23 protein-coding genes and 7 tRNA genes are annotated in these 22576 nt (G+C 74.0%); 18 read left to right on the top strand and 12 right to left on the bottom strand.

Annotated features, from left to right (window positions below; translation table 11 throughout):
- The first annotated feature begins 27 nt into the window (after positions 1–27).
- Together cobA and CP977_RS06770 are read left to right on the top strand one after the other, a co-directional pair.
- Positions 28–1278, top strand: a complete 1251-nt coding sequence (gene cobA, locus CP977_RS06775; RefSeq protein ID WP_152369772.1) for a uroporphyrinogen-III C-methyltransferase — start codon at positions 28–30, stop codon at positions 1276–1278.
- Between the two features lie 46 nt (positions 1279–1324).
- Positions 1325–2143, top strand: coding sequence for a TrmH family RNA methyltransferase (locus tag CP977_RS06770; RefSeq protein ID WP_062758553.1), 819 nt, complete (start codon positions 1325–1327; stop codon positions 2141–2143).
- Between the two features lie 14 nt (positions 2144–2157).
- Here CP977_RS06770 and CP977_RS06765 read toward each other — a convergent pair whose 3' ends face one another.
- Positions 2158–3372: a serine/threonine-protein kinase gene (locus CP977_RS06765; protein ID WP_062758550.1), complete on the bottom strand. Its 1215-nt coding sequence runs from the start codon at positions 3370–3372 to the stop codon at positions 2158–2160.
- A gap of 511 nt (positions 3373–3883) precedes the next feature.
- Here CP977_RS06765 and CP977_RS33985 point away from each other — a divergent pair.
- The 3 genes from CP977_RS33985 (at position 3884) to CP977_RS06755 (ending at position 5601) form a co-directional block, all read left to right on the top strand.
- A complete protein-coding gene (locus CP977_RS33985; protein ID WP_167309031.1) occupies positions 3884–4051 on the top strand; it encodes a hypothetical protein in 168 nt (55 codons plus the stop codon).
- Between the two features lie 208 nt (positions 4052–4259).
- Positions 4260–5243: a phosphotransferase family protein gene (locus CP977_RS06760; RefSeq protein WP_183953308.1), complete on the top strand. Its 984-nt coding sequence runs from the start codon at positions 4260–4262 to the stop codon at positions 5241–5243.
- Between the two features lie 67 nt (positions 5244–5310).
- Positions 5311–5601 (top strand): TFIIB-type zinc ribbon-containing protein, encoded by a 291-nt coding sequence (locus CP977_RS06755; RefSeq protein WP_030214791.1) that lies wholly within the window; start codon positions 5311–5313, stop codon positions 5599–5601.
- Positions 5602–5656: 55 nt separating this feature from the next.
- Here CP977_RS06755 and CP977_RS06750 read toward each other — a convergent pair.
- From CP977_RS06750 to CP977_RS06730, 5 genes are all read right to left on the bottom strand, one after another.
- Positions 5657–5731: transfer RNA gene (locus CP977_RS06750), tRNA-Val, on the bottom strand.
- A gap of 38 nt (positions 5732–5769) precedes the next feature.
- Positions 5770–5841: transfer RNA gene (locus CP977_RS06745), tRNA-Val, on the bottom strand.
- 34 nt (positions 5842–5875) lie between these two features.
- Positions 5876–5947 (bottom strand) — tRNA-Val (locus CP977_RS06740).
- A 1-nt stretch (position 5948) separates the two neighbouring features.
- Positions 5949–6022, bottom strand: a tRNA-Cys gene (locus CP977_RS06735).
- A gap of 39 nt (positions 6023–6061) precedes the next feature.
- A tRNA-Gly gene (locus CP977_RS06730) sits at positions 6062–6134 on the bottom strand.
- Positions 6135–6379: 245 nt separating this feature from the next.
- On the opposite strand from CP977_RS06730, the gene CP977_RS06725 reads away from it, so the two are divergent.
- The 3 genes from CP977_RS06725 to CP977_RS06715 all read left to right on the top strand — a co-directional run bounded on the left by CP977_RS06725 (position 6380) and on the right by CP977_RS06715 (position 9188).
- Positions 6380–7447 (top strand): chorismate-binding protein, encoded by a 1068-nt coding sequence (locus tag CP977_RS06725; protein WP_062758543.1) that lies wholly within the window; start codon positions 6380–6382, stop codon positions 7445–7447.
- The gene (locus CP977_RS06720; RefSeq protein ID WP_062758539.1) at positions 7444–8274 is read left to right on the top strand and encodes an aminotransferase class IV; all 831 of its coding nucleotides are present in this window, start codon (positions 7444–7446) and stop codon (positions 8272–8274) included. Before CP977_RS06725 ends, CP977_RS06720 begins: the two co-directional genes overlap by 4 nt.
- Before the next feature lie 74 nt (positions 8275–8348).
- Entirely contained in the window at positions 8349–9188 is an 840-nt protein-coding gene (locus CP977_RS06715) for a GNAT family N-acetyltransferase (RefSeq protein ID WP_152369771.1), read from the top strand.
- Between the two features lie 31 nt (positions 9189–9219).
- Here CP977_RS06715 and CP977_RS06710 read toward each other — a convergent pair whose 3' ends face one another.
- Positions 9220–9735, bottom strand: coding sequence for a DsbA family protein (locus tag CP977_RS06710; RefSeq protein WP_062758532.1), 516 nt, complete (start codon positions 9733–9735; stop codon positions 9220–9222).
- Positions 9736–9919: 184 nt separating this feature from the next.
- On the opposite strand from CP977_RS06710, the gene CP977_RS06705 reads away from it, so the two are divergent.
- Together CP977_RS06705 and CP977_RS06700 are read left to right on the top strand one after the other, a co-directional pair.
- On the top strand, positions 9920–10336 hold the full coding sequence (locus CP977_RS06705) for a hypothetical protein (protein WP_062758529.1): 417 nt from the start codon (positions 9920–9922) through the stop codon (positions 10334–10336).
- Positions 10337–10457: 121 nt separating this feature from the next.
- Entirely contained in the window at positions 10458–10646 is a 189-nt protein-coding gene (locus CP977_RS06700) for a hypothetical protein (RefSeq protein WP_152371523.1), read from the top strand.
- A 70-nt stretch (positions 10647–10716) separates the two neighbouring features.
- Here CP977_RS06700 and CP977_RS06695 read toward each other — a convergent pair whose 3' ends face one another.
- Together CP977_RS06695 and CP977_RS06690 are read right to left on the bottom strand one after the other, a co-directional pair.
- Entirely contained in the window at positions 10717–11274 is a 558-nt protein-coding gene (locus tag CP977_RS06695) for a CGNR zinc finger domain-containing protein (RefSeq protein ID WP_062758526.1), read from the bottom strand.
- Between the two features lie 191 nt (positions 11275–11465).
- Complete coding sequence (locus CP977_RS06690) at positions 11466–11879, bottom strand: SsgA family sporulation/cell division regulator (RefSeq protein ID WP_015032345.1); 414 nt, start codon at positions 11877–11879, stop codon at positions 11466–11468.
- A 189-nt stretch (positions 11880–12068) separates the two neighbouring features.
- Between CP977_RS06690 and CP977_RS06685 the strand changes: the two genes are divergently transcribed.
- Complete coding sequence (locus tag CP977_RS06685; protein WP_062758523.1) at positions 12069–12491, top strand: TIGR02611 family protein; 423 nt, start codon at positions 12069–12071, stop codon at positions 12489–12491.
- Between the two features lie 53 nt (positions 12492–12544).
- Positions 12545–12619, top strand: a tRNA-Val gene (locus CP977_RS06680).
- A 67-nt stretch (positions 12620–12686) separates the two neighbouring features.
- Here the strand turns inward: CP977_RS06680 and CP977_RS06675 are convergent.
- Complete coding sequence (locus CP977_RS06675) at positions 12687–15464, bottom strand: SCO7613 C-terminal domain-containing membrane protein (RefSeq protein WP_152369770.1); 2778 nt, start codon at positions 15462–15464, stop codon at positions 12687–12689.
- Positions 15465–15547: 83 nt separating this feature from the next.
- Here CP977_RS06675 and CP977_RS06670 point away from each other — a divergent pair, with 83 nt between their 5' ends.
- Positions 15548–15994: an SRPBCC family protein gene (locus tag CP977_RS06670; RefSeq protein ID WP_152369769.1), complete on the top strand. Its 447-nt coding sequence runs from the start codon at positions 15548–15550 to the stop codon at positions 15992–15994.
- A gap of 39 nt (positions 15995–16033) precedes the next feature.
- Positions 16034–16105: transfer RNA gene (locus CP977_RS06665), tRNA-Val, on the top strand.
- 63 nt (positions 16106–16168) lie between these two features.
- Here the strand turns inward: CP977_RS06665 and CP977_RS06660 are convergent.
- Positions 16169–16897 carry a 3'-5' exonuclease gene (locus CP977_RS06660; RefSeq protein WP_062758510.1) on the bottom strand — a complete coding sequence of 243 codons (729 nt, stop codon included), beginning with the start codon at positions 16895–16897 and terminating at the stop codon, positions 16169–16171.
- Between the two features lie 121 nt (positions 16898–17018).
- On the opposite strand from CP977_RS06660, the gene CP977_RS06655 reads away from it, so the two are divergent.
- From CP977_RS06655 to thrS, 3 genes are all read left to right on the top strand, one after another.
- Positions 17019–17585: a DUF4365 domain-containing protein gene (locus tag CP977_RS06655; RefSeq protein ID WP_062758507.1), complete on the top strand. Its 567-nt coding sequence runs from the start codon at positions 17019–17021 to the stop codon at positions 17583–17585.
- Positions 17585–19045, top strand: coding sequence for a serine/threonine-protein kinase (locus CP977_RS06650; RefSeq protein ID WP_062758504.1), 1461 nt, complete (start codon positions 17585–17587; stop codon positions 19043–19045). Before CP977_RS06655 ends, CP977_RS06650 begins: the two co-directional genes overlap by 1 nt.
- Before the next feature lie 136 nt (positions 19046–19181).
- Positions 19182–21167, top strand: coding sequence for a threonine--tRNA ligase (gene thrS / locus CP977_RS06645; RefSeq protein WP_062758501.1), 1986 nt, complete (start codon positions 19182–19184; stop codon positions 21165–21167).
- A 22-nt stretch (positions 21168–21189) separates the two neighbouring features.
- Here the strand turns inward: thrS and CP977_RS06640 are convergent, their stop codons facing one another.
- Positions 21190–21870, bottom strand: a complete 681-nt coding sequence (locus CP977_RS06640) for a potassium channel family protein (protein WP_062758497.1) — start codon at positions 21868–21870, stop codon at positions 21190–21192.
- 65 nt (positions 21871–21935) lie between these two features.
- Between CP977_RS06640 and CP977_RS06635 the strand changes: the two genes are divergently transcribed.
- Positions 21936–22499, top strand: coding sequence for an HIT family protein (locus CP977_RS06635; RefSeq protein ID WP_062758494.1), 564 nt, complete (start codon positions 21936–21938; stop codon positions 22497–22499).
- Positions 22500–22576: the final 77 nt, after the last annotated feature.

The raw sequence follows: 22576 nt of genomic DNA, 5'->3' as shown, positions 1-22576 counted from the left end.
TGCCACGCCCCGAGGAGCCGCTCACCCATGGCCGAGAACACCGAGAAGGCGACCCCCGCCGCCCACCCCGCCTACCCGGTGGGCCTCCGCCTCGCCGGCCGCCGCGTCGTGGTCCTCGGCGGCGGCCAGGTCGCCCAGCGCCGCCTCCCCGCCCTGATCGCCGCGGGCGCGGACATCACCCTGATCTCCCCCTCCGCGACCCCGTCCGTGGACGCGATGGCGGAGACGGGCGAGATCACCTGGCTCAAGCGCCGCTACGAGGAGGGCGACCTCGCCGACGCCTGGTACGTCCTGGTCGCCACCACCGACCCCGCCACGAACGAGGCCGCCTCCGCCGAGGCCGAGCGGACCCGGACCTGGTGCGTGCGCTCGGACGACGCCGAGGCGGCCACCGCCTGGACCCCGGCCACCGGCCGCGGCGACGGCGTCACCGTGGCGGTGCTCACCGGCCACGACCCGCGCCGCTCGGCCGCCGTGCGGGACGCGATCGTGGAGGGCCTGCGGGACGGCTCGATCGCGGCACCCCAGCACCGCGCCCGCACCCCGTTCGTGGCCCTGGTCGGCGGCGGCCCCGGCGACCCGGACCTGATCACGGTGCGCGGCCGCCGCCTGCTCGCGGAGGCGGACGTGGTGATCGCGGACCGCCTCGGCCCCCGCGACCTCCTGGACGAGCTGCCGCCGCACGTCGAGGTGATCGACGCGGCGAAGATCCCGTACGGCCGGTTCATGGCGCAGGAGGCCATCAACAACGCGCTGATCGAGCACGCGAAGGCGGGCAAGTCGGTGGTCCGCCTGAAGGGCGGCGACCCGTTCGTCTTCGGCCGGGGCATGGAGGAGGCGCAGGCGCTCGCCGCCGAGGGCATCGCCTGCACGGTGGTCCCCGGCATCTCCAGCTCGATCTCGGTGCCGGGCGCGGCGGGCATCCCGGTCACGCACCGGGGGGTGGCCCACGAGTTCACGGTGGTCAGCGGACACGTGGCCCCCGACGACCCGCGCTCCCTCGTGGACTGGGCCTCGCTCGCCAAGTTGACGGGCACCCTGGTGATCCTCATGGGCGTCGACAAGATCGGAAAGATCGCGGAGGCCCTCATCGCCCACGGCAAGGCCCCGGAGACCCCCCTGGCCCTGGTCCAGGAGGGCACCACGGCGGCCCAGCGCCGGGTGGACGCGACGCTCGCGACGGTCGCGGAGACGGTCAGGACCCAGGAGGTCCGCCCGCCGGCAGTGATCGTCATAGGCACGGTGGTCACGGAAGGCCCGAACGGGCCGACGGCGTAAAGCACACCCACACAACCCCGACCCCCGAACGAGGCAGCAACACCCCGTGGCCGAACTCATCACCATCGAAGCCCCCGACGACCCCCGCCTGCACGACTACACGGGCCTGACCGACGTGGAACTCCGCCGCAGGAGGGAACCGGCCGAGGGCCTGTTCATCGCGGAGGGCGAGAAGGTCATCCGCAGGGCGGGCCAGGCCGGGTACGCGATGCGGTCGATGCTGCTCTCGGCCAAGTGGGTCGAGCCCATGCGGGACGTCATCGACGGCTCCGGGGCACCGGTGTACGTGATCGATCCGGACCTGGCGGAGCGGGTCACGGGCTACCACGTGCACCGGGGCGCGCTCGCGTCGATGCAGCGCAAGGAGCTCCCGGAGGCGTCCGAGCTGCTTGCGGAGGCCCGCCGGGTGGTGGTGATGGAGTCGGTCAACGACCACACCAACATCGGCGCCATCTTCCGCAGCGCCGCCGCCCTCGGCATGGACGCGGTCCTGCTCTCCCCGGACTGCGCGGACCCGCTCTACCGGCGCTCCGTGAAGGTGTCCATGGGCGCGGTCTTCTCCGTCCCGTACGCCCGCCTGGAAGGCTGGCCGCGAGGCCTGGAGACGGTACGGGAGGCGGGCTTCAAGCTGCTCGCGCTCACCCCGGCGGAGCGGGCGGTCTCCATCGACGAGGCCGCCCCGCACAAGCTGGACCGGGTGGCGCTGATGCTGGGCGCGGAGGGCGAGGGACTGTCGCAGAAGGCGCTGCGGGCCGCCGACGAGTGGGTCCGCATCCCGATGGCCCACGGCGTGGACTCGCTCAACGTGGGAGCGGCGGCGGCGGTGGCGTTCTACGCGGTGGCGACGGGCCGCCCGGAGTCGTAGCGAACCCGCCCGGATCAGCCCTGGAGGGCCTGCGCGGCGGCGATGCCGAGGGCGACGACCAGGGTGACGACCACGAAGACGAAGAGCCGCTGCCGCAGCAGCCGGGGGTTGGCGGGCCGGCGGCCCGTCGAGGTGGAGCGGACGCCGGGCCTGGTGCCGGGCCGGGACTGCGGGGACCGCGAGCCCCCGGTCCGCGGCCCGGCGGCGGAGGAGGACCGCGAGGAAGACCCCCGCCCCTGCCCCCGCTCCCGCTCGGAGCCGCGTTCGAGACCGCGCTCACCCGCCCGCTCCGGCCCGCGCCCGCGCGTGTCCCGCTCGGTGTACTCGGTGTACCGCTCCGTCGGCCGGACGGCGCTGCGCTCCTCGGACCGTTCCCGCTGCACGGGCGGCCGGGAGACGGGCAGCCCCTGCGCCTCGCGCGCCGCGATCTCCTTGAGCCGCATCGACAGCTGGAGCGTGCTGGGCCGGTCCTCGGGGTCCTTCGCGAGACAGGCCCGGACGAGGGGCGCCAGCGCGTCGGGCACGCCGTGCAGCTGCGGCTCCTCGTGCACGACCCGGTAGAGCATGACCTCGGAACTGCCGTGCCCGAAGGGGGAGTCGGCCATCGCCGCGTACGCGAGGGTGGCGCCGAGCGAGAAGACGTCGGTGGCGGGGGTGACGGCGGCGCCGCGCACCTGCTCGGGGGCGAGGAAGCCGGGCGAGCCGACGGCGGTGCCCACGTGGGTGAGGGTGCTGGCGCCGGTGGCCCAAGCGATGCCGAAGTCGATGATCCGGGGGCCCTTGGGGGAGAGCAGGATGTTCGACGGCTTGAGGTCCCGGTGCACGACGCCGGCCTCGTGGACGGCGACGAGGCCTTCCGAGAGGGCCGCCCCGATGGAGGCCACGTCGGCGGCGCGCAGCGGGCCCTCCTCGGCGACGCGGTCGTGCAGGGAGGGGCCGGGCACGTACTGGGTGGCGAACCAGGGGCGGTCGGCCTCCAGGTCGGCGGCGACGAGCCGGGCCGTGCAGCCGCCGCGGATCCGCCGGGCCGCCGACACCTCGCGGGCGAACCGCGACCGGAACTCCTGGTCCTCGGCGAGGTCGGGCCGGATGACCTTGAGCGCCACCCGCTGGCCGCGCCGGTCGGACCCCAGGTACACGACGCCCATTCCGCCGGCCCCCAGCCTGCGGTGGAGCCGGAACGACCCGACGATCCGCGGATCCTCGCGCCGGAGCCGCATCATCGCCATGTCCGTCCCCTCGTCCGTTCGACGTGGCACAGCTTACGTAGTGGCGCCCGCACGCGCTCATAGGCCGCGCCCTCGCACCGGGATCGATTGTCAGTGCTGTGAAAGCCCCCGAAGGACCGGCGGCCGGTCTCCATCCCCAACACCCGCCCCGAAAAACCCACTTGACGAGACCTCCCGACCCCGGCCGCACGCCCCCGGAGAAGGGACCCGGCCGCTCGGACGGTCCCGGCCGCACCCGAGACGATCAAGGAAGTGAGCGATGTCACCCCACCTCCCGCCCACGCGCCTCCCGTACGCAACCCCTGGGGGAAGACCCCGGGTTGAGGGCCCCCGTCTCCACCCAGGGGAGTACGCCGTGCGGGCGGCCGTCATCCTCCGGGAGGCCCGCAAGTCGGTACGCGGGCATGACGCCCCGGCGCTCCCCGCTTCCTAAGGTTGTTGTCACGCGGCGGGTGCAGCACTCGTCCCCCGAGGTTACGCACCCGCCGCGCCACACGACGGGAGAGGAACCATGGCCTACACGGCACCGCGGACGACCAGCCGGCCCCCGGGCCGCCGTCACCCCCTGGTGGCCACGGCCATGGTCCTTCCTCTCGCGGCCCTGCTCGTGGTCGTCTTCGGCGGCTGGGAAGCGGTGGTCACACAGGCGTCGTCCGTGGGCGTGATGCTGGGGCGCTGAGCGGCGCCCCGGACCCGGGAGAGCGGCCCGGGTCGGGACATCCGGCCATCAGCCCCGTGGGGACGGGGGTGCGACGGACGGCAGCGTGGGGCCGGTCGGCCGGGGAGCCGACCGGCCCTCGCGCGTCCCCACCACCCCGCACGCTCCCCACACACCCGCACGCCCCCGCCCCGTACACACCCCCCGCCCCACCCCGTACGCTCCCCGCGTGACTCCCACCGCCCGGTCCACGCCCGCTTCGGGCGCCCCGCTCGACGGCCTCGCCGCCCTGGCCCGTACCGCCGCCCACCCGCCCGGCGCGACTCCCTGCGGCTGCGCGGACGGCGGTCTCGTCGGGGTGCTCGCGGACCGGGAGGACGGGACCGTCGTACGGCACGGGGCGCTCGTCGTGAAGGCGCACGCCCCCGACACCGACCCCGAGGCGCACCGCGCGCGGCTCGCGCTGGCCGCCCGCCCGGACGTCGCCGACGTGCTCCTGTCGCCCCTGCCGCTGCCGCCGGCCGCGCCGGAGGTGCTCGGCGGACGTCCGGTCACGGCCTGGCCGTACGGGCCGCCCGTCGACCCGGGAGACCCCGACGCCGCCCCGTGGGAGGAGGCGGCGCGGCTCCTCGCCCTGCTCCACCGCACTCCGCTCCCGCCCGGGGCCGACCTTCCGCCGATGCGGGCCCCGCTCAAGGCCGCCCTCGCGGTGGACCGGATGCGCCGGTCGGCGCCGGACCATCCGGCCGCGGCCACGGTCCTCGCGGCCTGGGGAACGATCCCCACGGAACTCATGGCCCCCGGGAACACCCCCCACCTGCTCTGTCACGGCGACTTCCACCTGGGCCAACTGGTCCGCCTCGCCCCATCCTCACCCACCCCGTCCACCCCTCCCCCCTGGAGGCTCATCGACGTGGACGACCTCGGCCTGGGGGATCCCGCCTGGGACCTGGCCCGTCCGGCCGCCTGGTTCGCCGCCGGCATCCTGCCCCCGGAGGTCTGGTCCCGCTTCCTCGGCGCGTACCAGGAGGCGGGCGGCCCGGCGGTGGGGACCGACCCCTGGATCCGACTCGACGTGCCGGCCCGTGCCCTGACGGTGCAGACCGCCGCGCTGGCCCTGGCGAAGTCCACGGCCGAGGGCCGGCCGCTGGACGAGGTCGAGGAGGTGATGATCGACACCTGCGCCCGCATCGCCGGACATCGAACCGGGTAGGCACTTTCGGCGTCCACGTAAGGTGAAGCCACCATTCGAACGGCAATGTCAGGGAGTTGAGCCGAGCATGCAGTGTCCCAAGTGCCATGCGGCCATGCACACGTACAACCGCAACGGCGTCCAGATCGAGCAGTGCAGCGGCTGCCGGGGCATATTCCTGGACTACGGCGAGCTGGAGGCCCTGACCCGTCTGGAGTCCCAGTGGGTGCAGCAGGCCCCGCCGGCGCCGCCCGCCCCGGGGGCCTACCCGGCGCAGCCCGCTCCCGCCGCTCCGGCCTGGGGCGCCCCGCACCACGGCGGCCACCACGGCGGTCACTACCGCCAGCGCGGCTTCGGCCGGATGCTCTTCTCCTCCTGAAGCCCCGGAACGAAGAAGCCCCCGGCCGCGAGACGCGGCCGGGGGCTTCTTGCTGTGGTGCGCGATACTGGGATTGAACCAGTGACCTCTTCCGTGTCAGGGAAGCGCTCTCCCGCTGAGCTAATCGCGCGGGCTGTGCACAACCTACCCGAAGGCGGTCGTACTGCGTGCGCGATACTGGGATTGAACCAGTGACCTCTTCCGTGTCAGGGAAGCGCTCTCCCGCTGAGCTAATCGCGCGGGGGATCCGAAGACCCGGGACCCGAAGGTCCAGTGGACGATACTGGGATTGAACCAGTGACCTCTTCCGTGTCAGGGAAGCGCTCTCCCGCTGAGCTAATCGTCCTTGGAGGTGGAGACGGGATTTGAACCCGTGTAGACGGCTTTGCAGGCCGTTGCCTCGCCTCTCGGCCACTCCACCAGGAGTGAATACGGGGGTTCGGGAAGATCCCCCACATCGAGCGGACGACGAGATTCGAACTCGCGACCCTCACCTTGGCAAGGTGATGCTCTACCAACTGAGCCACGTCCGCTTGTCGTTTCCGTTCCGCTTGCGCGTCCCGGCGACGTGTTGAACTCTAGCGGATTCCCGGGCCAGTACAAAAACGCGTTTCCGCAGCGTGCTGACCTGCGGGCCGACCGGGGCGCCGACGACCACGCTCCGACGGGACCCCCGGAGGGTTCGCGAGGCGTTCACTCGCCGTGTTCCCCGGGTCGCGCGGTGCCCCCGCCGCGACGCGGCCCGGTGTCCCCGCCCCGCCCGACCTAGACTCGACGCGTGTACGACCTCGCACCCCTGGCCCGTTTCGGCGGCCTCGTCGCCACCGACCTCCGGGACGTCACCCACGACCCCGAGGCCCTGGACTCCACCGGGTTCTGGGCCGTCTGCGCGGACTTCGAGGGGCGCCTGACCTGCGCCCGCTTCGGGGACGTGCGGCCGGACCCGGTCCCCGCGCCCGTGCCGGGCGCCTGGCGCGGCCCGACCGCCGACTCCTGGACGTCCTCCCTCGACCGCGCCGCGTACACCGCGGGCGTACGGCGCGTGCGGGAGCACATCGCGCGCGGCGAGGTCTACCAGGCGAACCTCTGCCGGGTGCTGTCCGCACCGCTCCCGGACCCGGCCTCCGCCGACGTGGACGCCCTCACCGCGCTCCTCGCCCGGGGCAACCCCGCCCCGTACGCCGGAACGATTCGCCTGCCCGCCCACGGCGTGGAGGTCGCCACCGCGTCCCCCGAGCTCTACCTGCGCAGGGAGGGGTCCCGGGTCTGCTCGGGGCCCATCAAGGGCACCGGCCGCACCGCCGCCGACCTCCTGCCCAAGGACCACGCGGAGAACGTGATGATCGTCGACCTGGTCCGCAACGACCTGGGACGCGTCAGCGAGACCGGCTCCGTCGCCGTCCCCGCCCTCTGCGCGGTCGAGGAGCACCCCGGCCTGGTCCACCTCGTCTCCACCGTCAGCGGCGTGCTGCGCCGGGACGCCGGCTGGCCCGAGCTGCTGGCCGCCACCTTCCCGCCCGGCTCGGTCACCGGCGCCCCCAAGTCCAGCGCGCTGCGGATCATCGAGGCGCTGGAGACCGCGCCCCGGGGCCCCTACTGCGGGGGCGTCGGCTGGGTCGACGCCGACGCGGGCACCGGCGAGCTGGCCGTCGGCATACGCACCTTCTGGATCGACCGCCCCGAGGGCGTGCTGCGCTTCGGCACCGGCGCCGGGATCACCTGGGGCTCCGACCCGGAACGCGAGTGGGAGGAGACCGAACTGAAGGCGTCCCGGCTGGTCGCGATAGCGTCGGGCATCCACGAACCAGGCGCCTCCGAGGCGACCGGAAAGGCCATTTCCCGATGAAACTCTGGGTCAACGGCGGGCTGCACGACGCGGAGGCCGCCCGGGTCTCCGTACTGGACCACGGACTGACCGTCGGCGACGGCATCTTCGAGACGGTCAAGGCCGAGCGCGGCGAAACGTTCGCCCTCACCCTCCACCTGGAGCGCCTCACCCGCTCGGCCCGGGGCCTCGGTCTGCCCGACCCGGACCTCGACGAGGTCCGCCGGGCCTGCGCCGCCGTCCTGGAGGCCAACCCGATGGAGCTCGGCCGGCTCCGCATCACGTACACCGGCGGCACCTCCCCGCTCGGCTCGGAGCGCGGCGACGCCGGGACCAGCCTCGTCGTCGCCCTCGGCGAGACCGGCCGCCGCCCCGACACCACCGCCGTGGTCACCGTGCCCTGGACCCGCAACGAGCGCGGCGCCCTCACCGGGCTCAAGACCACCTCGTACGCGGAGAACGTCGTCGCCCTCGCGAAGGCGCGCGAGCAGGGGGCCTCCGAGGCGCTCTTCGCCAACACGGTGGGGCAGCTCTGCGAGGGCACCGGCTCCAACGTCTTCGTCGTGGTCGACGGCCGGATCCTCACCCCGCCCGTCTCCTCCGGCTGCCTCGCGGGCATCACCCGCGCCCTCGCCGTGCGGTGGACCGGCGCCGAGGAGACCGACCTGCCGCTGGACGTCCTGGAGACCGCCGACGAGGTCTTCCTGACCTCGACCCTCCGCGACGTGCAGGCCGTGCACCGGATCGACGGGCGCGAACTGGCGCAGGCGCCCGGCCCGGTCACCGCCAAGGCCATGCGGGCCTTCGACGAGCACGCGGCCCGGGACCGGGACCCGCGCCTCGGGTAGCCCTCGGGCAGGACGGTCGCGGCCCGCCGTAAAACCCGATGACGGACGGCCCCGGGGTGGGTAGAACACTTCCGATGACCACCACCCTGCGGCCGGTCGAGCCGCTTCAGCAGTTGCCCGGCGGCGGCCGTTCCCGCACGTACGACGTGTGCGTGAACAGTCGCCGCGTCGGCTCCGTCCACCTCACCACCGACCCCGGCTTCGGCGCCGCCTCGGGAGTGATCCGGGACCTCCGGATCGACGAGCCGGACCGGGGGAGGGGCCGGGGCACGGTCGCCGCGCTCGCCTCCGAGGAGGTGCTGCGGAGCTGGGGCTGCGTCCAAGTGTCCGCGTCGGTGCCCGCCGACGCCGCGCCCGCGCTGCGCATGGTCCGCTCGCTCGGCTACGTCGAGCGCAGCCGGAACATGGTCAAGGAGCTGCCCGGCACCCCGCCCGTCCTGCCGGAGGGAGTCGAGGTCCGGCCGATGACCGGCGCCGAGTACGAGGAGTGGGGGGCGCGGGCCAGGGAGGTCTTCGCACAGGAGTGGACCGAGCGGGGCGTCCCCGAGGAGCAGGCGCGCGCGAAGGCCGAGAGCAGCCACCGCGTCCTCCTGCCCGAGGGACTCGCCACCCCCGGCGCCGCGTTCCACGTCCTCGTCCGGGACGGGCGGCCCGCCGGTGTCCTGTGGACGGGCCGGACCGAGCTCGAACCGGGGCGCTGGGCCGCCTACGTGTACGACATCGAGGTGGACGAGGAGCAGCGCGGGCACGGCTACGGGCGGGCGCTCATGCTGCTCGCCGAGCGGGTCGCGCGGGAGGCCGGGGAGACCCTGCTCGGACTGCACGTCTTCGCGGACAACACCCCGGCGGTCCGCCTCTACGAGTCGCTCGGCTACCGCACGACTTACGTCAACGGCGCCAAACCGCTGCTGTAGGCCCGCAGGACCGCGGGCCCGTCCGCCCGGGTCAGGCGCCGAGGAGGCGGTCGGCGATCGCCTCGATCCGCTCCCGCAGGCCCTCCTGGCTCTTCCCGCCGTCCAGGCGCTCGCCGCCGATGACGTAGGTCGGCGTGCCGGTGACCTTGATCGCCTTGCCCTCGGCCTCGTCCGCGTCGACGGTCAGCAGGTGCCGGCCGTCGATCAGGGCGGTGTCGAACTCCTCGGCATCCAGGCCCAGTTCGGCCGCGAGCTCAAGGAGGACCGGCTCGCCCCGCTCGCCGAGCTCGGCGGTCCTGGCGAGCAGCGCCTCCACGTACGGCCGGCCCTTGCCCTGCGCGGCGGCCTCCTCGGCGGCCTGGGCGGCGGCGTACGCGTGCTTGTTCTTCGCCAGCGGGAAGTGGCGCAGCTGTACGTCGAGCCGGTCGCCGTACTTCTCGCGGAGCGCGCGGACGTCGTCGAGGGCGCGGAAGCAGTCGGGGCACTGGAGGTCGAACCACGCCTCCAGGACGACGGGGGAGACGGGTGCGGTGGTGGAGTCACTCATGCCAGCAGTCTCCCCCACCGGGGCACGGGGTTCACCGGGACCCGGGGACTTACCGGGACCTGGGGAGGAGATCCCGGCCGGGGCGACCCGGAGATCTCCCTGAGACCGGCTCGGGGGCATGGCTCGGGCGGAGGCGGGGGTGCAGGATGGAAGGGACGTATCACCCGGGGACCTGGAGGACCGCATGCTCGCCGAGACCATCTGTTCCGCGGTGTCCGCGGCGGGCCTGGGCATCGCCGCGATCGCGGCCTACCGGAAGCGCTTCCTGTCCGCCGCCCGGATCGCGGCCTACGCGCTGGTGCCCCTCGGCCTGGTGATGACGGGGGCCGTCGCCTGGATCGCGGACACGGCGTTCAGCCCGGTGGCCTGGGCCGGCTTCGGCGTGCTCGGCCTGGCCTGGCTGCTCCTCCTGTCCACCCGGGCCGTCGAGCGGCGCCGGGCCGGCCGGGCGGGAGCCGCCGTCGCGGAGGCCGCCCCGAGAGCCGCGGCGCCCGGCGCGCCGGCGCCCCCGAGGGCCGTGACCGGGAAGCCGCGGGCCGCCGAGCCCGCGGGCGACGACTTCAGCGACATCGAGGCGATTCTGAAGAAGCACGGAATCTGACCGCTTCTGGCGATTCCGCCGACCGTCCTGGTTCGGTGATCCACGGGAAGGGGTGAACCCCCCGGTCAGAAGGCGTGTTCCGTGATGTCGGGTGCGCGGCGTGCGCGATCATCCCCCCGAGATGCTGGATACCTCGCGGGACCCCGTCCCCGCCCCCACCGACGTCCCTCCCGACGTCCCCGTCGACGCCCCCGGCGAGGAGGCACGTGGCTGTCTGTACGCGCTCTCCCAGCCACCGCTGATGATCTTCCTCGGCGTCATCGGTTGCCTGCTGCTCGTGGCCGCCGTGCACGACCTCTTCGTGCTGTGACGCTGCGTGCCGCGGTTCTTCGTGGCGCGGTTCTTCGTCTCTTCGCCCTGCGGTCCTCCGGGACGGTCGGTCAGCCCGCCGCCTCCTTGCGGCGCGCCCGGTAGGCGGCCACGTGCAGCCGGTTGCCGCAGGTCCGGCTGTCGCAGTAGCGGCGCGAGCGGTTGCGGGAGAGGTCGACGAAGGCCCGGCCGCAGTCCGGCGCCTCGCAGCGCCGCAGCCGCTCCTGCTCGCCCGCCACGACGATGAACGCCAGGGCCATGCCGCAGTCGGCCGCGAGGTGGTCCGCCACCGAGGCGCCCGGCGCGAAGTAGTGCACGTGCCAGTCGTAGCCGTCGTGGTCGGTGAGCTGCGGGGTGGTGCCCGCGCCCGCCACCAGCTGGTTGATCAGGGGGGCCGCGATCCGGGCCTCGGGCGCGGAGAAGACCGCCGCGAACTTCTCGCGCACCGTGCGCACGGCCCGCAGGTCGTCGGCGCCGAGGTCGCCCACGTCGCTGATCTTGTGCGCGTGGACGAAGGCGTGGAGGCCCTGGAGGTCGGCGAGCGCGTCGGGGCGGTCGCCCTGGGGCGCGGTGTTCATCAGATCGACGACGGTGTCGAGGGCGATCCGGGTGTCGTGAGGGATCAGCACGATTCGCTCCCTGGCCGGCCGCGGGCGGGCGCCCGCGGAATGGCGCTGACTTTAGCGCGACCCGGACATGGCACCGGCGCCCACCACCGCGCCGGCTGCGCGGTGGTGGGCGCCGGATGACGTGCCTGTGGGGCTGCCCGCGCGGCGCCGTCTCCCCGAGTCGGACGGCGCCGTGCGGCTCTCGGCCTGGCTCAGCTGTCGGCCAGGATGTGGGAGAGCTCCGTATCGAGGTCGAAGTGACGGTGCTCGGTGCCCGGTGGCACGGCGGCGTCGGTCCGCTTCAGGAACGACTCCAGGGCCCTCGCCGGGGCCTCGAGCAGGGCTTCTCCCTCGGGGGAGCTCAGCGCGATGCAGACGACTCCCTGGCCGTGACTACGGGACGGCCAGACGCGGACGTCGCCCGTGCCGGTGGGCCGGTGCAGCCCCTCGGCGAGAAGGTCGCGGGCGAAGACCCACTCGACCGTCTCCTCGGCTCCGGTGTGGAAGGTGGCGTGCACGGCATACGGATCGGCCGTGTCATACCGCAGGCCCGCGGGTACAGGCAGTGAGGACTCGCTCGACACAACGAGGCGCAGGTGCAGCTCGCAGCTGACCGTGGTGTTCATAAGCGCCAGGGCCTTTCGCTCAGTGTGCGCTCGGGGATTCGCACGTCGGCGAAATCGACATGCCACCTCCGGTGCCGTTGTAAACCCCTCTGTCGGTTTTGTGGTCGTTCAGGTCCCTCGTACGGACCCGTGTAACTTTGGGTAATACGGCCATTCAGGTATCGGCCCGGCGTCCGGTAAGTTGGGATCATGCATGCGGAGAGTGACGAGCGCACCGGGGATTCCGCAGCCGGCCAGGAAGCCGAACTGGGATCCCGCGCACCCGAGTTCATCAAGTCCCGCCGGACCCTGCACCTCAGCTGGCAGGTCGGCGTCTTCGTCGTGGGGCTCGCGGTCGTCGTCGCCGGGGTGCTCATGCTCGTGCTGCCCGGGCCCGGCTGGCTGGTCATCTTCGCCGGCATGGCGATCTGGGCGACCGAGTTCGTCTGGGCGCAGCTCGTGCTCCGCTGGACCAAGCGCAAGGTCACCGAGGCCGCTCAGCGCGCCCTCGACCCCAAGGTCCGCCGCCGCAACATCATCCTCACCACCATCGGCCTGGTGATCGTCGCCGTCCTGCTCGGGGTCTACCTCTGGAAGTTCGGCTTCGTCATGCCGTGGAAGATCGACCAGTGACCCCCGCGTGGTGCGGAAGCGCCGCTGACATGGGGTAATGTGTGCGGTGCACCGGGCGATTAGCTCAGTGGGAGAGCGCTTCGTTCACACCGAAGAGGTCACTGGTTCGAACCCAGTATCGCCCACCACCCGGACCGAGGGCCCGGAGACGACCACCGTCTCCGGGCCCTCGGCGTTCCGCCCCCGGAAGGGGCCTCACCGCATCCGCGCCAGCCGCTCCCGCAGCCTCCGGGCGTCCCGCAGCCGCTGCTCGTACGTGGCGCCCACCGCGAGCAGCAGCAGCCCGGCGAGGGCCGGCGGCAGCCAGCGCGGCAGCGCGCCCACCACCTGCACCACGTACGGCGCCAGCTCGTGCAGCCCGTCCAGGGCCAGCACGGTGCCGCCGAGCAGCAGCAGGGCCTGGAGCCGGAACCGCGCCCCCAGCAGCGTCACCACGAGCGCCGCCACCCCCAGGACCAGCGGCCGCACCCACTCCGGGTCCGTCCAGGCCGCGCCGAGGCTCGGCAGCAGGGTCACGGCCAGACCGGGGCCGTACGCCGTCCAGGACGAGGCCTCCGGGTCCCGGCGCCGCCGCAGGAACCCGACGACGAGCGCAGGAACCGTCACCGGCAGCGTGTACGCCTCCGGAGTCGTCACGCCCCACGCCCCCAGCCGCACCCAGGCGGCGAGCAGGAACAGCCCCGCCGCCGCCCAGGAGGCGAACCGGCGCCGCTCCGGCCGGACCGCCGTCGCCGCCGCGATCACCCCGCCGAGCGCCAGGACGAGCGCGAGGAACGCGGGCCGCGACGCGGCGAGCCCGAGGGCCGAGAGGCCCACGGCCGCACCGGTGATCTCGACCGGCAGTGCCACCGGGCGCGCCGTGGCGCCGACGGCCGCCGTCGCCGCCGGGACCAGGAGCAGGGCCAGGCCCGTCCAGTGGGCCTCCAGACCGGCCGCCGCCGCACCCGCGAACACCAGACCCGCCGCCGCGAGCACCGCGCCGCAGGCCGAAACCGCCCGCCGCGCGCCCGTACCGAGGACCGCGACGCCCGTGAGGAGCCCGAGGACCGCCCCGAGCGCGAGGAACGTGGCCCCCCGCACGTCCAGGGCGAGGGCGACCGCGCCCGCCGCGGATACCAGCCCGCCGGCGTACGCGACCCACCCGAGAACGGTCCCGGGCTCCGCCGCGGAAGCCTGCGGCCGGGGCCGCGGGGGCATCCAGCCGGTTCCGGGGGCGCCGAAACCGGCCCCCGGGGCCCGGGGCGGTGCCGAGGGCGGAGGCGGGACGGAACCACCGGCCGACTGCCCCGCCGGTCCGGAAGCCGGCGATGTGGCGGGGCCGGAGGCGGGCTGACCGGCCGGGCCGGGAGCCGACGGTGCGGAAGGATCGGCGACCGGGGTGCCGACAGGACCGGAGGCGGGCCGATCGGCCGGGCCGGGAGCCGACGGGCCGGGAGCCGACGGGCCGGAAGTCGGCGGCTCGGCAGGACCGGTGGCAGAGACGCCGGACGGGCCGGTGGCCGCGGTGGCCGGGCGGTTCGTCGGGCCGGTGGTCCGGGCGGCGGTCGTCCGCGCGTCCGGAGAGGCCGCCGGAGTCGTCCCCGGCCGGGGCAGGCCGCGGGTCAGCGGGGCCGGGCGGACCGCGATCCACAGGGCCGCCGCCGTCGTGAGGAGCTGGAGGGCGAGCGTCGCCGCGTACGGCAGGCCCGGGGCGACCGGCAGGGCCGTGAGCAGCGCCCACACCAGGGCGAGGGCCCCGCACCGGGCCCACAGCCGGGGGACGGACGCGAGCGCGGCGGCGACCACCGCGAGGACCAGGGCGGCCGTCGCGGGGTACGCGACCAGGCCGGGCCCGGTGTGCTCGCCCGACCAGACCTCCGTCGTCCGCGCCAGCGGCCCCAGAGCACCCCCCGCCACCGGCGGCAGCGCCCACAGCAGCCCCAGCGCCACCGTCGCCGCCCCCGCGCCCGTGAGACCCGTCCGGACCCCGCGCGGCAGCCGGGCGCCCACGCCCGCCCGCCACACCGACGCCAGGACCAGCCCGCACAGCACGTACCCCGGGACCGCCCAGTCGCCGGGAACCGCCGACCGCAGCAGACCGCCGAGCGCCGCCACCACCGCGAGGCCCGCGACCACCGAGACCGCCACCGCCCACCCGGGCTTCCGCCACGCCGCGTACAGGCACACCGCCGCGCCCGCCAGGAGCAGCGGCGCGCCGCTCCACGGCGAGGAGAACGAGAGCCAGCCGCCCGTCAGGAGCGCCCAGCCGCCCAGGAGCGCCGCACCGGCGCCCGCCGTGATCCGCACCGGCAGCGGACGCGTCCACAGGACCACCGCGCCGTCCGCCGCGGCCGTGACCAGCGCCGCCCACGCGAACGCCGTCGCCCCGCCCCCGGCCGCGAGCACGCCCAGCGGCAGCGGCAGCTGCGCCGCGACCACGCCCGCCGGCAGCGGGACGCGCAGCCGCGGCAGCGCCGAGCCGTACGCCGCCCACGCCCCCGCCAGGACCGCCGAGGCCACCGCCGCGTACCCGAGGCCGTCCGTGTCCGACAGCGCCACCCGGTGCAGCGCGTACGCGTCGAGCACCGTCAGGACGAGCCCCAGGACCGCCACCGACTCGCCCGTCGACACCAGGCCCCTGCGCAGCAGGACCACCGGCGCCGAGAGCGCCGCCCCGGTCACCGCGCACAGCACCGCCGCACGCCCGCCGATCCCCATCGAACCCCAGCTCACCAGGGTGAAGGCGACCGCCGCGATCGTCAGGAGCGTGCCGCCGAGCGTCAGGAGCACGTTCTGCGCGCTCCGCGGCGTCGAGTCCGCAGCCGGAGCCGCCGGCGTCACGGGCCACCGCGGCGTCGCCGCCCGGGCCGGCCGGTACAGGACCTGGACGAGCCAGGCCCGCCGCGCCAGCAGCTGGGTGCGGCGCGCTTCGAGTTGGGCCAGCTCGCGGTCGACGAGCACCAGCTCGTCCGCGGGCGGCAGGGAGTTGTCCATGTCCGGAGTGTCGTCCCGGACCCGGCCGCCGGGAATGGGTGCCCGTACTCAGATTTCCCCCTGAGTACGCCCACACTGGGTCCATGGACTGGTGCCGATACCGCTTCCGCTGCGTCTGGCGGCTCCCCGCCCCGCCCGACACCGTCTACGCCGTCCTCGAACGGGCCGAGGACTACCCCCGCTGGTGGCCCCAGGTCCGCGAGGTCGTCCCCCGCGACGAGGCCTCCGGCACCGCCCGCTTCCGCTCCCTCCTCCCGTACGACCTCCTCGTCACCGTCCGCGCCCTGCGCCGCGACCCCGCCGCCCGGGTCCTGGAGGTCGGCCTCGGCGGGGACCTGGAGGGCCGGGCCCGCTGGACCCTCACCCCGGAGGGGACCGGCACCCGCGTCCTGTACGAGCAGGAGGTCGAGGTCCGCGCCCGGCTCCTGAGGATCCTCGCCGTCCCCGGCAGGCCCCTCTTCCGCGCCAACCACGCCCTGATGATGCGCGGCGGACGGCGGGGGCTCGCCGCCCACCTGCGATCGGTTTGAAGGAAGCCCCGGAAGGCCTGTATGGTTCAACCCGTTCCCGGGCGATTAGCTCAGCGGGAGAGCACTTCGTTCACACCGAAGGGGTCACTGGTTCGATCCCAGTATCGCCCACCGGGAGAGGCCGGTCCGTCGAAAGACGGACCGGCCTCTGTCATTGCGGGCGCGCCCCGCGGATCACGCCGCCGCGCGCAGTTCCGGACGCAGCGGCCACGACGGGTCCACCGTCTCCGGCGTCCCCTGCCGCGCGAACCACGCCTGGAGCCCCCGCGCCTGGGCCGCGTGCCACACCGCTTGGAGCGTGTGCAGCTCCGCCGGCGTCAGCCGTTCGAGCCGGGACGAGAAGCGCCGCGCCACCGCCCGTACGACGTCCATCGCCGCCGTCGCGTCCGCCGCCGCGTCGTGCGCCCCCGTCAGCTCCACCTCGTAGTGGGCGCACAGGTCCGTCAGCGTCCTGCGCCCCTTCCGGTAGCGGTCCAGGTGCTTGTCCAGGACCCGCGGGTCGAGCACGCACAGCGGCGCGCCCGCCAGGTAGTGGTCCAGCGTCGAGGCCCGGTGCCGCCGCAACTCCCGGTCGAGGAGCGTCAGGTCGAACGGCGCGTTCATCACCACCAGCGGGCGCCCCGCCGCGATCTGCTCGGACAGCGCCCGCCCCAGCTCCTCCATGACCGGGGCCGGCCACCGGCCGTTCCGCTGGAGGTGATCGTCCGTCAGGCCGTGCACGGCGGTGGCCTCCGCGGGCACCGGTATGCCCGGGTTCACCAGCCACCGCGTCACCCGCGGACGCGTCCCGGCCGTGTCCTGCACGACCAGGGCGGCCGAGACGATCCGGTCGCCCTCGACGTCGATTCCCGTCGTCTCCGTGTCGAAAGCCGCCAGGGGGCCTTCGTACCAGTGCATCGTCATCCCCGAACTCCCTGCGCACGTGCGGCAGATGGCCAACCCCCTGCCCCGAAACGGTGATACCCGGACTGTTTGCGCCGTACGCGGACCGGTCACAACAGAAGGGACGGGGAAGGAAGAAGACATGGCGCTCGCCCAGCCCGAGTCGGGAGGGCTGCCGCCCCAGCGGGCAGCACCGACGCGCGGCTCACTCGCCACCACCGCCTGCATGGAGACCCTCCAGGTGGGATACCTGCACGCCGTCGCCGCCGCGGCCGGCTGCTCGCTGTCCCAGCCCTTTCCGGACAACGGCATCGACTGGCACGTGAGCCACAGCGCCCCCGGCCACACCGTCGACGACGAAGTGACCATCAAGGTGCAGCTCAAGTGCACCTACCAGATACCGCCGCGCCCGCAGGGGAGCACGTTCTCCTTCACCCTGGACAACGACCACCTGGTGAAGCTCGCCCGGACCCCCGTGTCCGTGCACAAGATCCTGGTCGTGATGCTCGTCCCCAGGTCCCGGGACGACTGGCTGAGGGCCGGTCACGACCGGCTCGACCTGCGGCACTGCTGCTACTGGACCAACCTGGCCGGACACCCGGTCACGGGACGGCGCCGGACCACCGTGCGCATCCCGACGACGCGGATCTTCGACGACCGGGCGCTCTGCGAGATCATGACCCGGGTCGGGGTGGGAGGGAGACCTTGATGCACCGACCGATCGACGACCCCGGATTCGAGGGGGAGGGGTTCGGCGGGGAGGGGGACGGCGCCGTTCCCCCGCCCTACCGGCCCCACCCGGCACCCGGCGAGCCCTCGGGGCCCCGGGCGGACGCCCCGGAGTCCCGGGGCGACGGCTCGGGGCCTCGGCGTGAGCCCGCAGGACCCCGGACCGGCGTCCCCGGCTCCCGGCACGAGTCCGCAGGGCTCCGGCCCGGCTCCCCCGCCTCCCGCAGCGGCCCCACCGGGCCCCGGGCCGGGGACCCCGACCCGGCCGCCGGGCCCTGGGCCGACACCCACGGCACCCCCGACCCCGGCCGCGTCGACCCGCGGGTCCTCGGCGCCCTGCTCGCCCGCCACGGCTGGCGGCGGCGCGGCGGGGCGGCCGGCCGCTACAGCCGCTGGACCCCGCCCGGCACCGGCACCGGCACGAGCCTCCTCGTCCCCGAGAGCCGCGCCTTCCCGGACTGCGACGACCTGCTCGGCGAGGCCCTCGCCGCCCTCGCCCACAGCGCCACGCCCTCCGCCCGCGAGGTCCTCACCGGCCTCGCCGTGCCCAGCGACGAGATCCGCTGGTGGCGCGACGTGCCCCCCGGCCCCGCCGGCACCGTCCCCTGGACCGTGCGGGAACAGCTCGGATCGGCCGCCCGCCAGCTCCTCCTCGCCGGCGCCCTCGCCGTGCGCGGCCGGGCCGGCTACTACGGCGCCCGGCACCGGCGCGCCGCCCAGGCGTCCCTGGAGGGCGTCCTCGTCGGCGCGTCCCCCGGCGGGCGCGGCCTCACCGCCTTCCTGCCCGTCGACACGGGCCGCCCGATCGCCGTCCGGCTCCACCACGCGCTCCACGCGGCCCGAGAGGCCGTCGACTACCAGCGGGCCACCGGCGGTACGGAGGCCTTCGACGCGGCCGTCGAGGCGGGCGTCAGCCGCGAGCTCACCGAGGCCCTCGTCGCCCTCGTCCGGGGCACCGAGGGCGCACGCATCGCCCTGGAGTGGGCCCCGGCCGCCGGACCGCCCGAGGGGTGCGCCGCCCGGCCCGAACCGGTCGAGTTCTCGCCCGGTGACCTGCCCGCCCTGCGCGAGGCGAGCGCCCGCTACCGGACCGGCGAGCCCTCCGTACCGGTCCGCCTCACCGGCGCCGTCGTCCGCATGCGCCGCTCCGGACCCCGGGGCGCGGGCACCGTCCGGCTCCGCGTCCTCGGCGGGGCCGAGGTCCCGCACGTCCGCGCCACCCTCGACGAGGAGGCGTACCGCACCGCCGGCCACGCCCACCTCGTCGGCCTCCCGATCCGGGTCTCCGGCCGGCTGGAGAGCCGGGGCGGCTTCCGCCGCCTCACCGACGCCTCCGAGGTCGTCCCCGTCCAGGTGGACGAGACGGAGCGGGACCGCCTGATGAAGGCGCTCCACGAGAACCTCGACTTCTTCGAGGAGGCCTGCGGGCCGGAGGACTGAGGCCGGGCCCGGGAAACGCCGAGGACGGGGGTCCGGCGGAGCCCGTAGGATCGACGGTGCGCGGCACCTCGTCTCTGTCGCGCACCGTTGGTGCCGGCACCTCGTGTCTGCCGGCGCCCCAATGTATGGAGCACCAGTGTCTGATGTCCGTGTGACCGTCCAGTCCGCCTCGGGAGCAGAGGAGAGGGCGGTGAGCGCGGGCACCACCGCCGGCGCCCTGTTCGCCGACGACCGTACGATCGTCGCCGCCCGCGTCGGCGGTGAGCTGAAGGACCTGTCGTACGAGCTCGCCGACGGCGACGTCGTCGAGGGCGTCGAGATCTCCTCCCCGGACGGCCTCGACATCCTGCGCCACTCGACCGCGCACGTCATGGCCCAGGCCGTCCAGGAGATCTTCCCCGAGGCCAAGCTGGGCATCGGCCCGCCGGTCCGGGACGGCTTCTACTACGACTTCGACGTCGACCGGCCCTTCACCCCCGAGGACCTCAAGGTCATCGAGAAGAAGATGCAGGAGATCCAGAAGCGCGGCCAGCGCTTCGCCCGCCGCGTGGTGACCGACGAGGCCGCCCGCGAGGAGCTGGCGGACGAGCCGTACAAGCTGGAGCTCATCGGCATCAAGGGCTCCGCGTCTGTGGAGGATGGCGCCGACGGCGCGAACGTCGAAGTGGGCGGCGGCGAGCTGACCATCTACGACAACCTCGACGCCAAGACCGGCGAGCTGTGCTGGAAGGACCTCTGTCGCGGCCCGCACCTGCCGACCACCCGGAACATCCCGGCGTTCAAGCTGATGCGGAACGCGGCCGCCTACTGGCGCGGCAGCGAGAAGAACCCGATGCTCCAGCGCATCTACGGCACCGCCTGGCCGTCGAAGGACGAGCTGAAGGCGCACCTCGACTTCCTCGCCGAGGCCGAGAAGCGAGACCACCGCAAGCTGGGCAACGAGCTGGACCTCTTCTCGATCCCGGACGAGATCGGCTCCGGCCTCGCGGTCTTCCACCCCAAGGGCGGCATCATCCGCCGGGTCATGGAGGACTACTCGCGCAAGAAGCACGAAGAAGCGAACTACGAATTCGTCTACACCCCCCACGCCACCAAGGGCAAGCTGTTCGAGAAGTCGGGTCACCTCGACTGGTACGCCGAGGGCATGTACCCCCCCATGCAGCTCGACGAGGGCGTGGACTACTACCTCAAGCCCATGAACTGCCCGATGCACAACCTGATCTTCGACGCGCGCGGCCGCTCGTACCGCGAGCTGCCGCTGCGCCTGTTCGAGTTCGGCACCGTGTACCGGTACGAGAAGTCCGGCGTCGTCCACGGCCTGACCCGGGCCCGCGGCTTCACCCAGGACGACGCGCACATCTACTGCACCCGCGAGCAGATGGCGGAGGAGCTGGACCGGACCCTCACCTTCGTCCTGGACCTGCTCCGCGACTACGGTCTGACCGACTTCTACCTGGAGCTGTCCACCAAGGACGAGACCAAGTTCGTCGGCTCCGACGAGGCGTGGGAGGAGGCCACCGCGGTCCTCCAGCAGGTCGCCGAGAAGCAGGGCCTCCCGCTGACCCCCGACCCGGGCGGCGCCGCGTTCTACGGCCCGAAGATCTCGGTGCAGGCGCGGGACGCCATCGGCCGCACCTGGCAGATGTCGACCGTGCAGCTCGACTTCAACCTGCCGGAGCGCTTCGACCTGGAGTACACCGCCCCGGACGGCACCAAGCAGCGCCCGGTCATGATCCACCGCGCGCTGTTCGGTTCGATCGAGCGGTTCTTCGCGGTGCTCCTGGAGCACTACGCGGGCGCGATGCCGCCGTGGCTGGCGCCCGTGCAGGCCGTCGGCATCCCGATCGGGGACTCGCACGTCGAGTACCTCCAGGACTTCGCGGCCGAGGCGAAGAAGCTGGGCCTTCGGGTCGACGTGGACGCCTCCGCGGACCGGATGCAGAAGAAGATCCGCACCCACCAGAAGCAGAAGGTGCCGTTCATGATCATCGTCGGCGACGACGACATGGCGGCCGGCACCGTCTCCTTCCGCTACCGCGACGGGTCGCAGGAGAACGGCATCCCGCGTGACGCGGCGCTGGCGAAGCTCGTCGACGTGGTGGAGAGCCGCGTCCAGGTATAACCCCTCTCCGTAGGCGCAGGGGTCAGGCCCCCGGGGAATCCCCCGGGGGCCTCTTCTCGTCCTCCCTCGTGAACGCCTGGATCAGCCACGACGAGAACGAACCCGTCACCGCCCCCAGCAGTGCCAGGCCGCAGGCCATCAGGCCCACCGCCGTCACCCGGCCGACCGGGGTCACCGGCGACACGTCCCCGTACCCCACCGTCGCCAGCGTCGCGCAGGTCCACCACACCGAGTCGCCGAAGGTGACGATCGTGGCCCCGGGGGCGTCCACCTCGTGGTGGTAGACCGTGAGCGACCCCGCGAAGCCGAGCAGGGACACGCTGAGGCCCGAGTAGACCATCACGCGCCCGTAGAGGCTGAGCTTCGGACCGTGGCGGCGCTGGACCCGGCCGTACAGGTTCACCATCCGGAGCGGGCGCAGCAGGGGGAGGAGCACGACCAGGGCGTCGAGGGGGTGGGCGCGCAGGAAGCGGTGCGGGGCGAGGCCGCTCAGCCGGAGCCGCACCAGGTAGTCCACGACGAAGAAGGCCCAGGAGCCGAGCGTGACCGAGAGGCAGACGTCGTGCCAGACCTCCTGGAGGTCGCGGGCGAGGACGTGGACGGCGTAGGCGCCGAGGAAGGCGAAGGAGGCCAGGGCGAGCGGGACCTCCATGCGGCGGTCCCAGTGCTCCAGCCGGGACGGGGTCGGCGGCCTGTCGCTCATCGCATCAGCATGGACGGCGGAGGGATCCGTCGCCCCGGCGACACGTTCCGAACGGGCGACGCAATATGCTGCACGGCATGACGACTGAGCCGGAGCAGCAGATCGGAGTGGGGACGCAGGACGCGTTCCAGCGCCTGTGGACGCCTCATCGGATGGCGTACATCCAGGGCGAGAACAAGCCGACCGGGCCGGGTGCCGGGGACGGCTGTCCGTTCTGCTCGATCCCGTCGAAGTCGGACGAGGACGGCCTGGTGATCGCGCGCGGCGAGAGCGTGTACGCGGTCCTCAACCTGTACCCGTACAACGGCGGGCACCTCATGGTCGTCCCCTACCGGCACGTCGCCGACTACACGGATCTGGACGCGGCGGAGACGGCGGAGCTGGGCGACTTCACCAAGCGGGCGATGGTGGCGCTGCGGGCGGCCTCCGGCGCGCACGGCTTCAACATCGGCATGAACCAGGGCACGGTGGCGGGCGCCGGCATCGCCGCGCACCTGCACCAGCACGTGGTGCCGCGCTGGGGCGGGGACACCAACTTCATGCCGGTCGTCGGGCACACGAAGGTGCTGCCGCAGCTGCTCGCGGACACCCGGAAGATGCTGGCCGACGCCTGGCCGGCCGGCGTCTGACCCGTACGGAACGCGAGACCCGGCCCCCGACGCAGTACGGGGGCCGGGTCTTCGTGTCGTACGTCGTACGGGGTCCG

It is taken from the genome of Streptomyces cinereoruber (assembly GCF_009299385.1).
Taxonomy (GTDB): domain Bacteria; phylum Actinomycetota; class Actinomycetes; order Streptomycetales; family Streptomycetaceae; genus Streptomyces; species Streptomyces bikiniensis.
The sequence above is the reverse complement of the archived record's forward strand: the minus strand, read 5'-3'. Positions and strand labels throughout refer to the sequence as shown.

Coding starts and splice junctions, on each gene's coding strand:
- CP977_RS06755 (WP_030214791.1), top strand. CDS start 5,311: ATGCAGTGTCCCAAGTGCCATGCGGCCATGCACACGTACAACCGCAAC.
- CP977_RS06705 (WP_062758529.1), top strand. CDS start 9,920: ATGCTCGCCGAGACCATCTGTTCCGCGGTGTCCGCGGCGGGCCTGGGC.
- CP977_RS06670 (WP_152369769.1), top strand. CDS start 15,548: ATGGACTGGTGCCGATACCGCTTCCGCTGCGTCTGGCGGCTCCCCGCC.
- CP977_RS06655 (WP_062758507.1), top strand. CDS start 17,019: ATGGCGCTCGCCCAGCCCGAGTCGGGAGGGCTGCCGCCCCAGCGGGCA.
- CP977_RS06720 (WP_062758539.1), top strand. CDS start 7,444: ATGAAACTCTGGGTCAACGGCGGGCTGCACGACGCGGAGGCCGCCCGG.
- cobA (WP_152369772.1), top strand. CDS start 28: ATGGCCGAGAACACCGAGAAGGCGACCCCCGCCGCCCACCCCGCCTAC.
- CP977_RS06675 (WP_152369770.1), bottom strand. CDS start 15,464: ATGGACAACTCCCTGCCGCCCGCGGACGAGCTGGTGCTCGTCGACCGC.
- CP977_RS06635 (WP_062758494.1), top strand. CDS start 21,936: ATGCTGCACGGCATGACGACTGAGCCGGAGCAGCAGATCGGAGTGGGG.
- CP977_RS06640 (WP_062758497.1), bottom strand. CDS start 21,870: ATGAGCGACAGGCCGCCGACCCCGTCCCGGCTGGAGCACTGGGACCGC.
- CP977_RS06710 (WP_062758532.1), bottom strand. CDS start 9,735: ATGAGTGACTCCACCACCGCACCCGTCTCCCCCGTCGTCCTGGAGGCG.
- CP977_RS06650 (WP_062758504.1), top strand. CDS start 17,585: ATGCACCGACCGATCGACGACCCCGGATTCGAGGGGGAGGGGTTCGGC.
- CP977_RS06660 (WP_062758510.1), bottom strand. CDS start 16,897: ATGACGATGCACTGGTACGAAGGCCCCCTGGCGGCTTTCGACACGGAG.
- CP977_RS33985 (WP_167309031.1), top strand. CDS start 3,884: ATGGCCTACACGGCACCGCGGACGACCAGCCGGCCCCCGGGCCGCCGT.
- CP977_RS06690 (WP_015032345.1), bottom strand. CDS start 11,879: ATGAACACCACGGTCAGCTGCGAGCTGCACCTGCGCCTCGTTGTGTCG.
- CP977_RS06715 (WP_152369771.1), top strand. CDS start 8,349: ATGACCACCACCCTGCGGCCGGTCGAGCCGCTTCAGCAGTTGCCCGGC.
- CP977_RS06765 (WP_062758550.1), bottom strand. CDS start 3,372: ATGGCGATGATGCGGCTCCGGCGCGAGGATCCGCGGATCGTCGGGTCG.
- CP977_RS06685 (WP_062758523.1), top strand. CDS start 12,069: ATGCATGCGGAGAGTGACGAGCGCACCGGGGATTCCGCAGCCGGCCAG.
- CP977_RS06700 (WP_152371523.1), top strand. CDS start 10,458: ATGCTGGATACCTCGCGGGACCCCGTCCCCGCCCCCACCGACGTCCCT.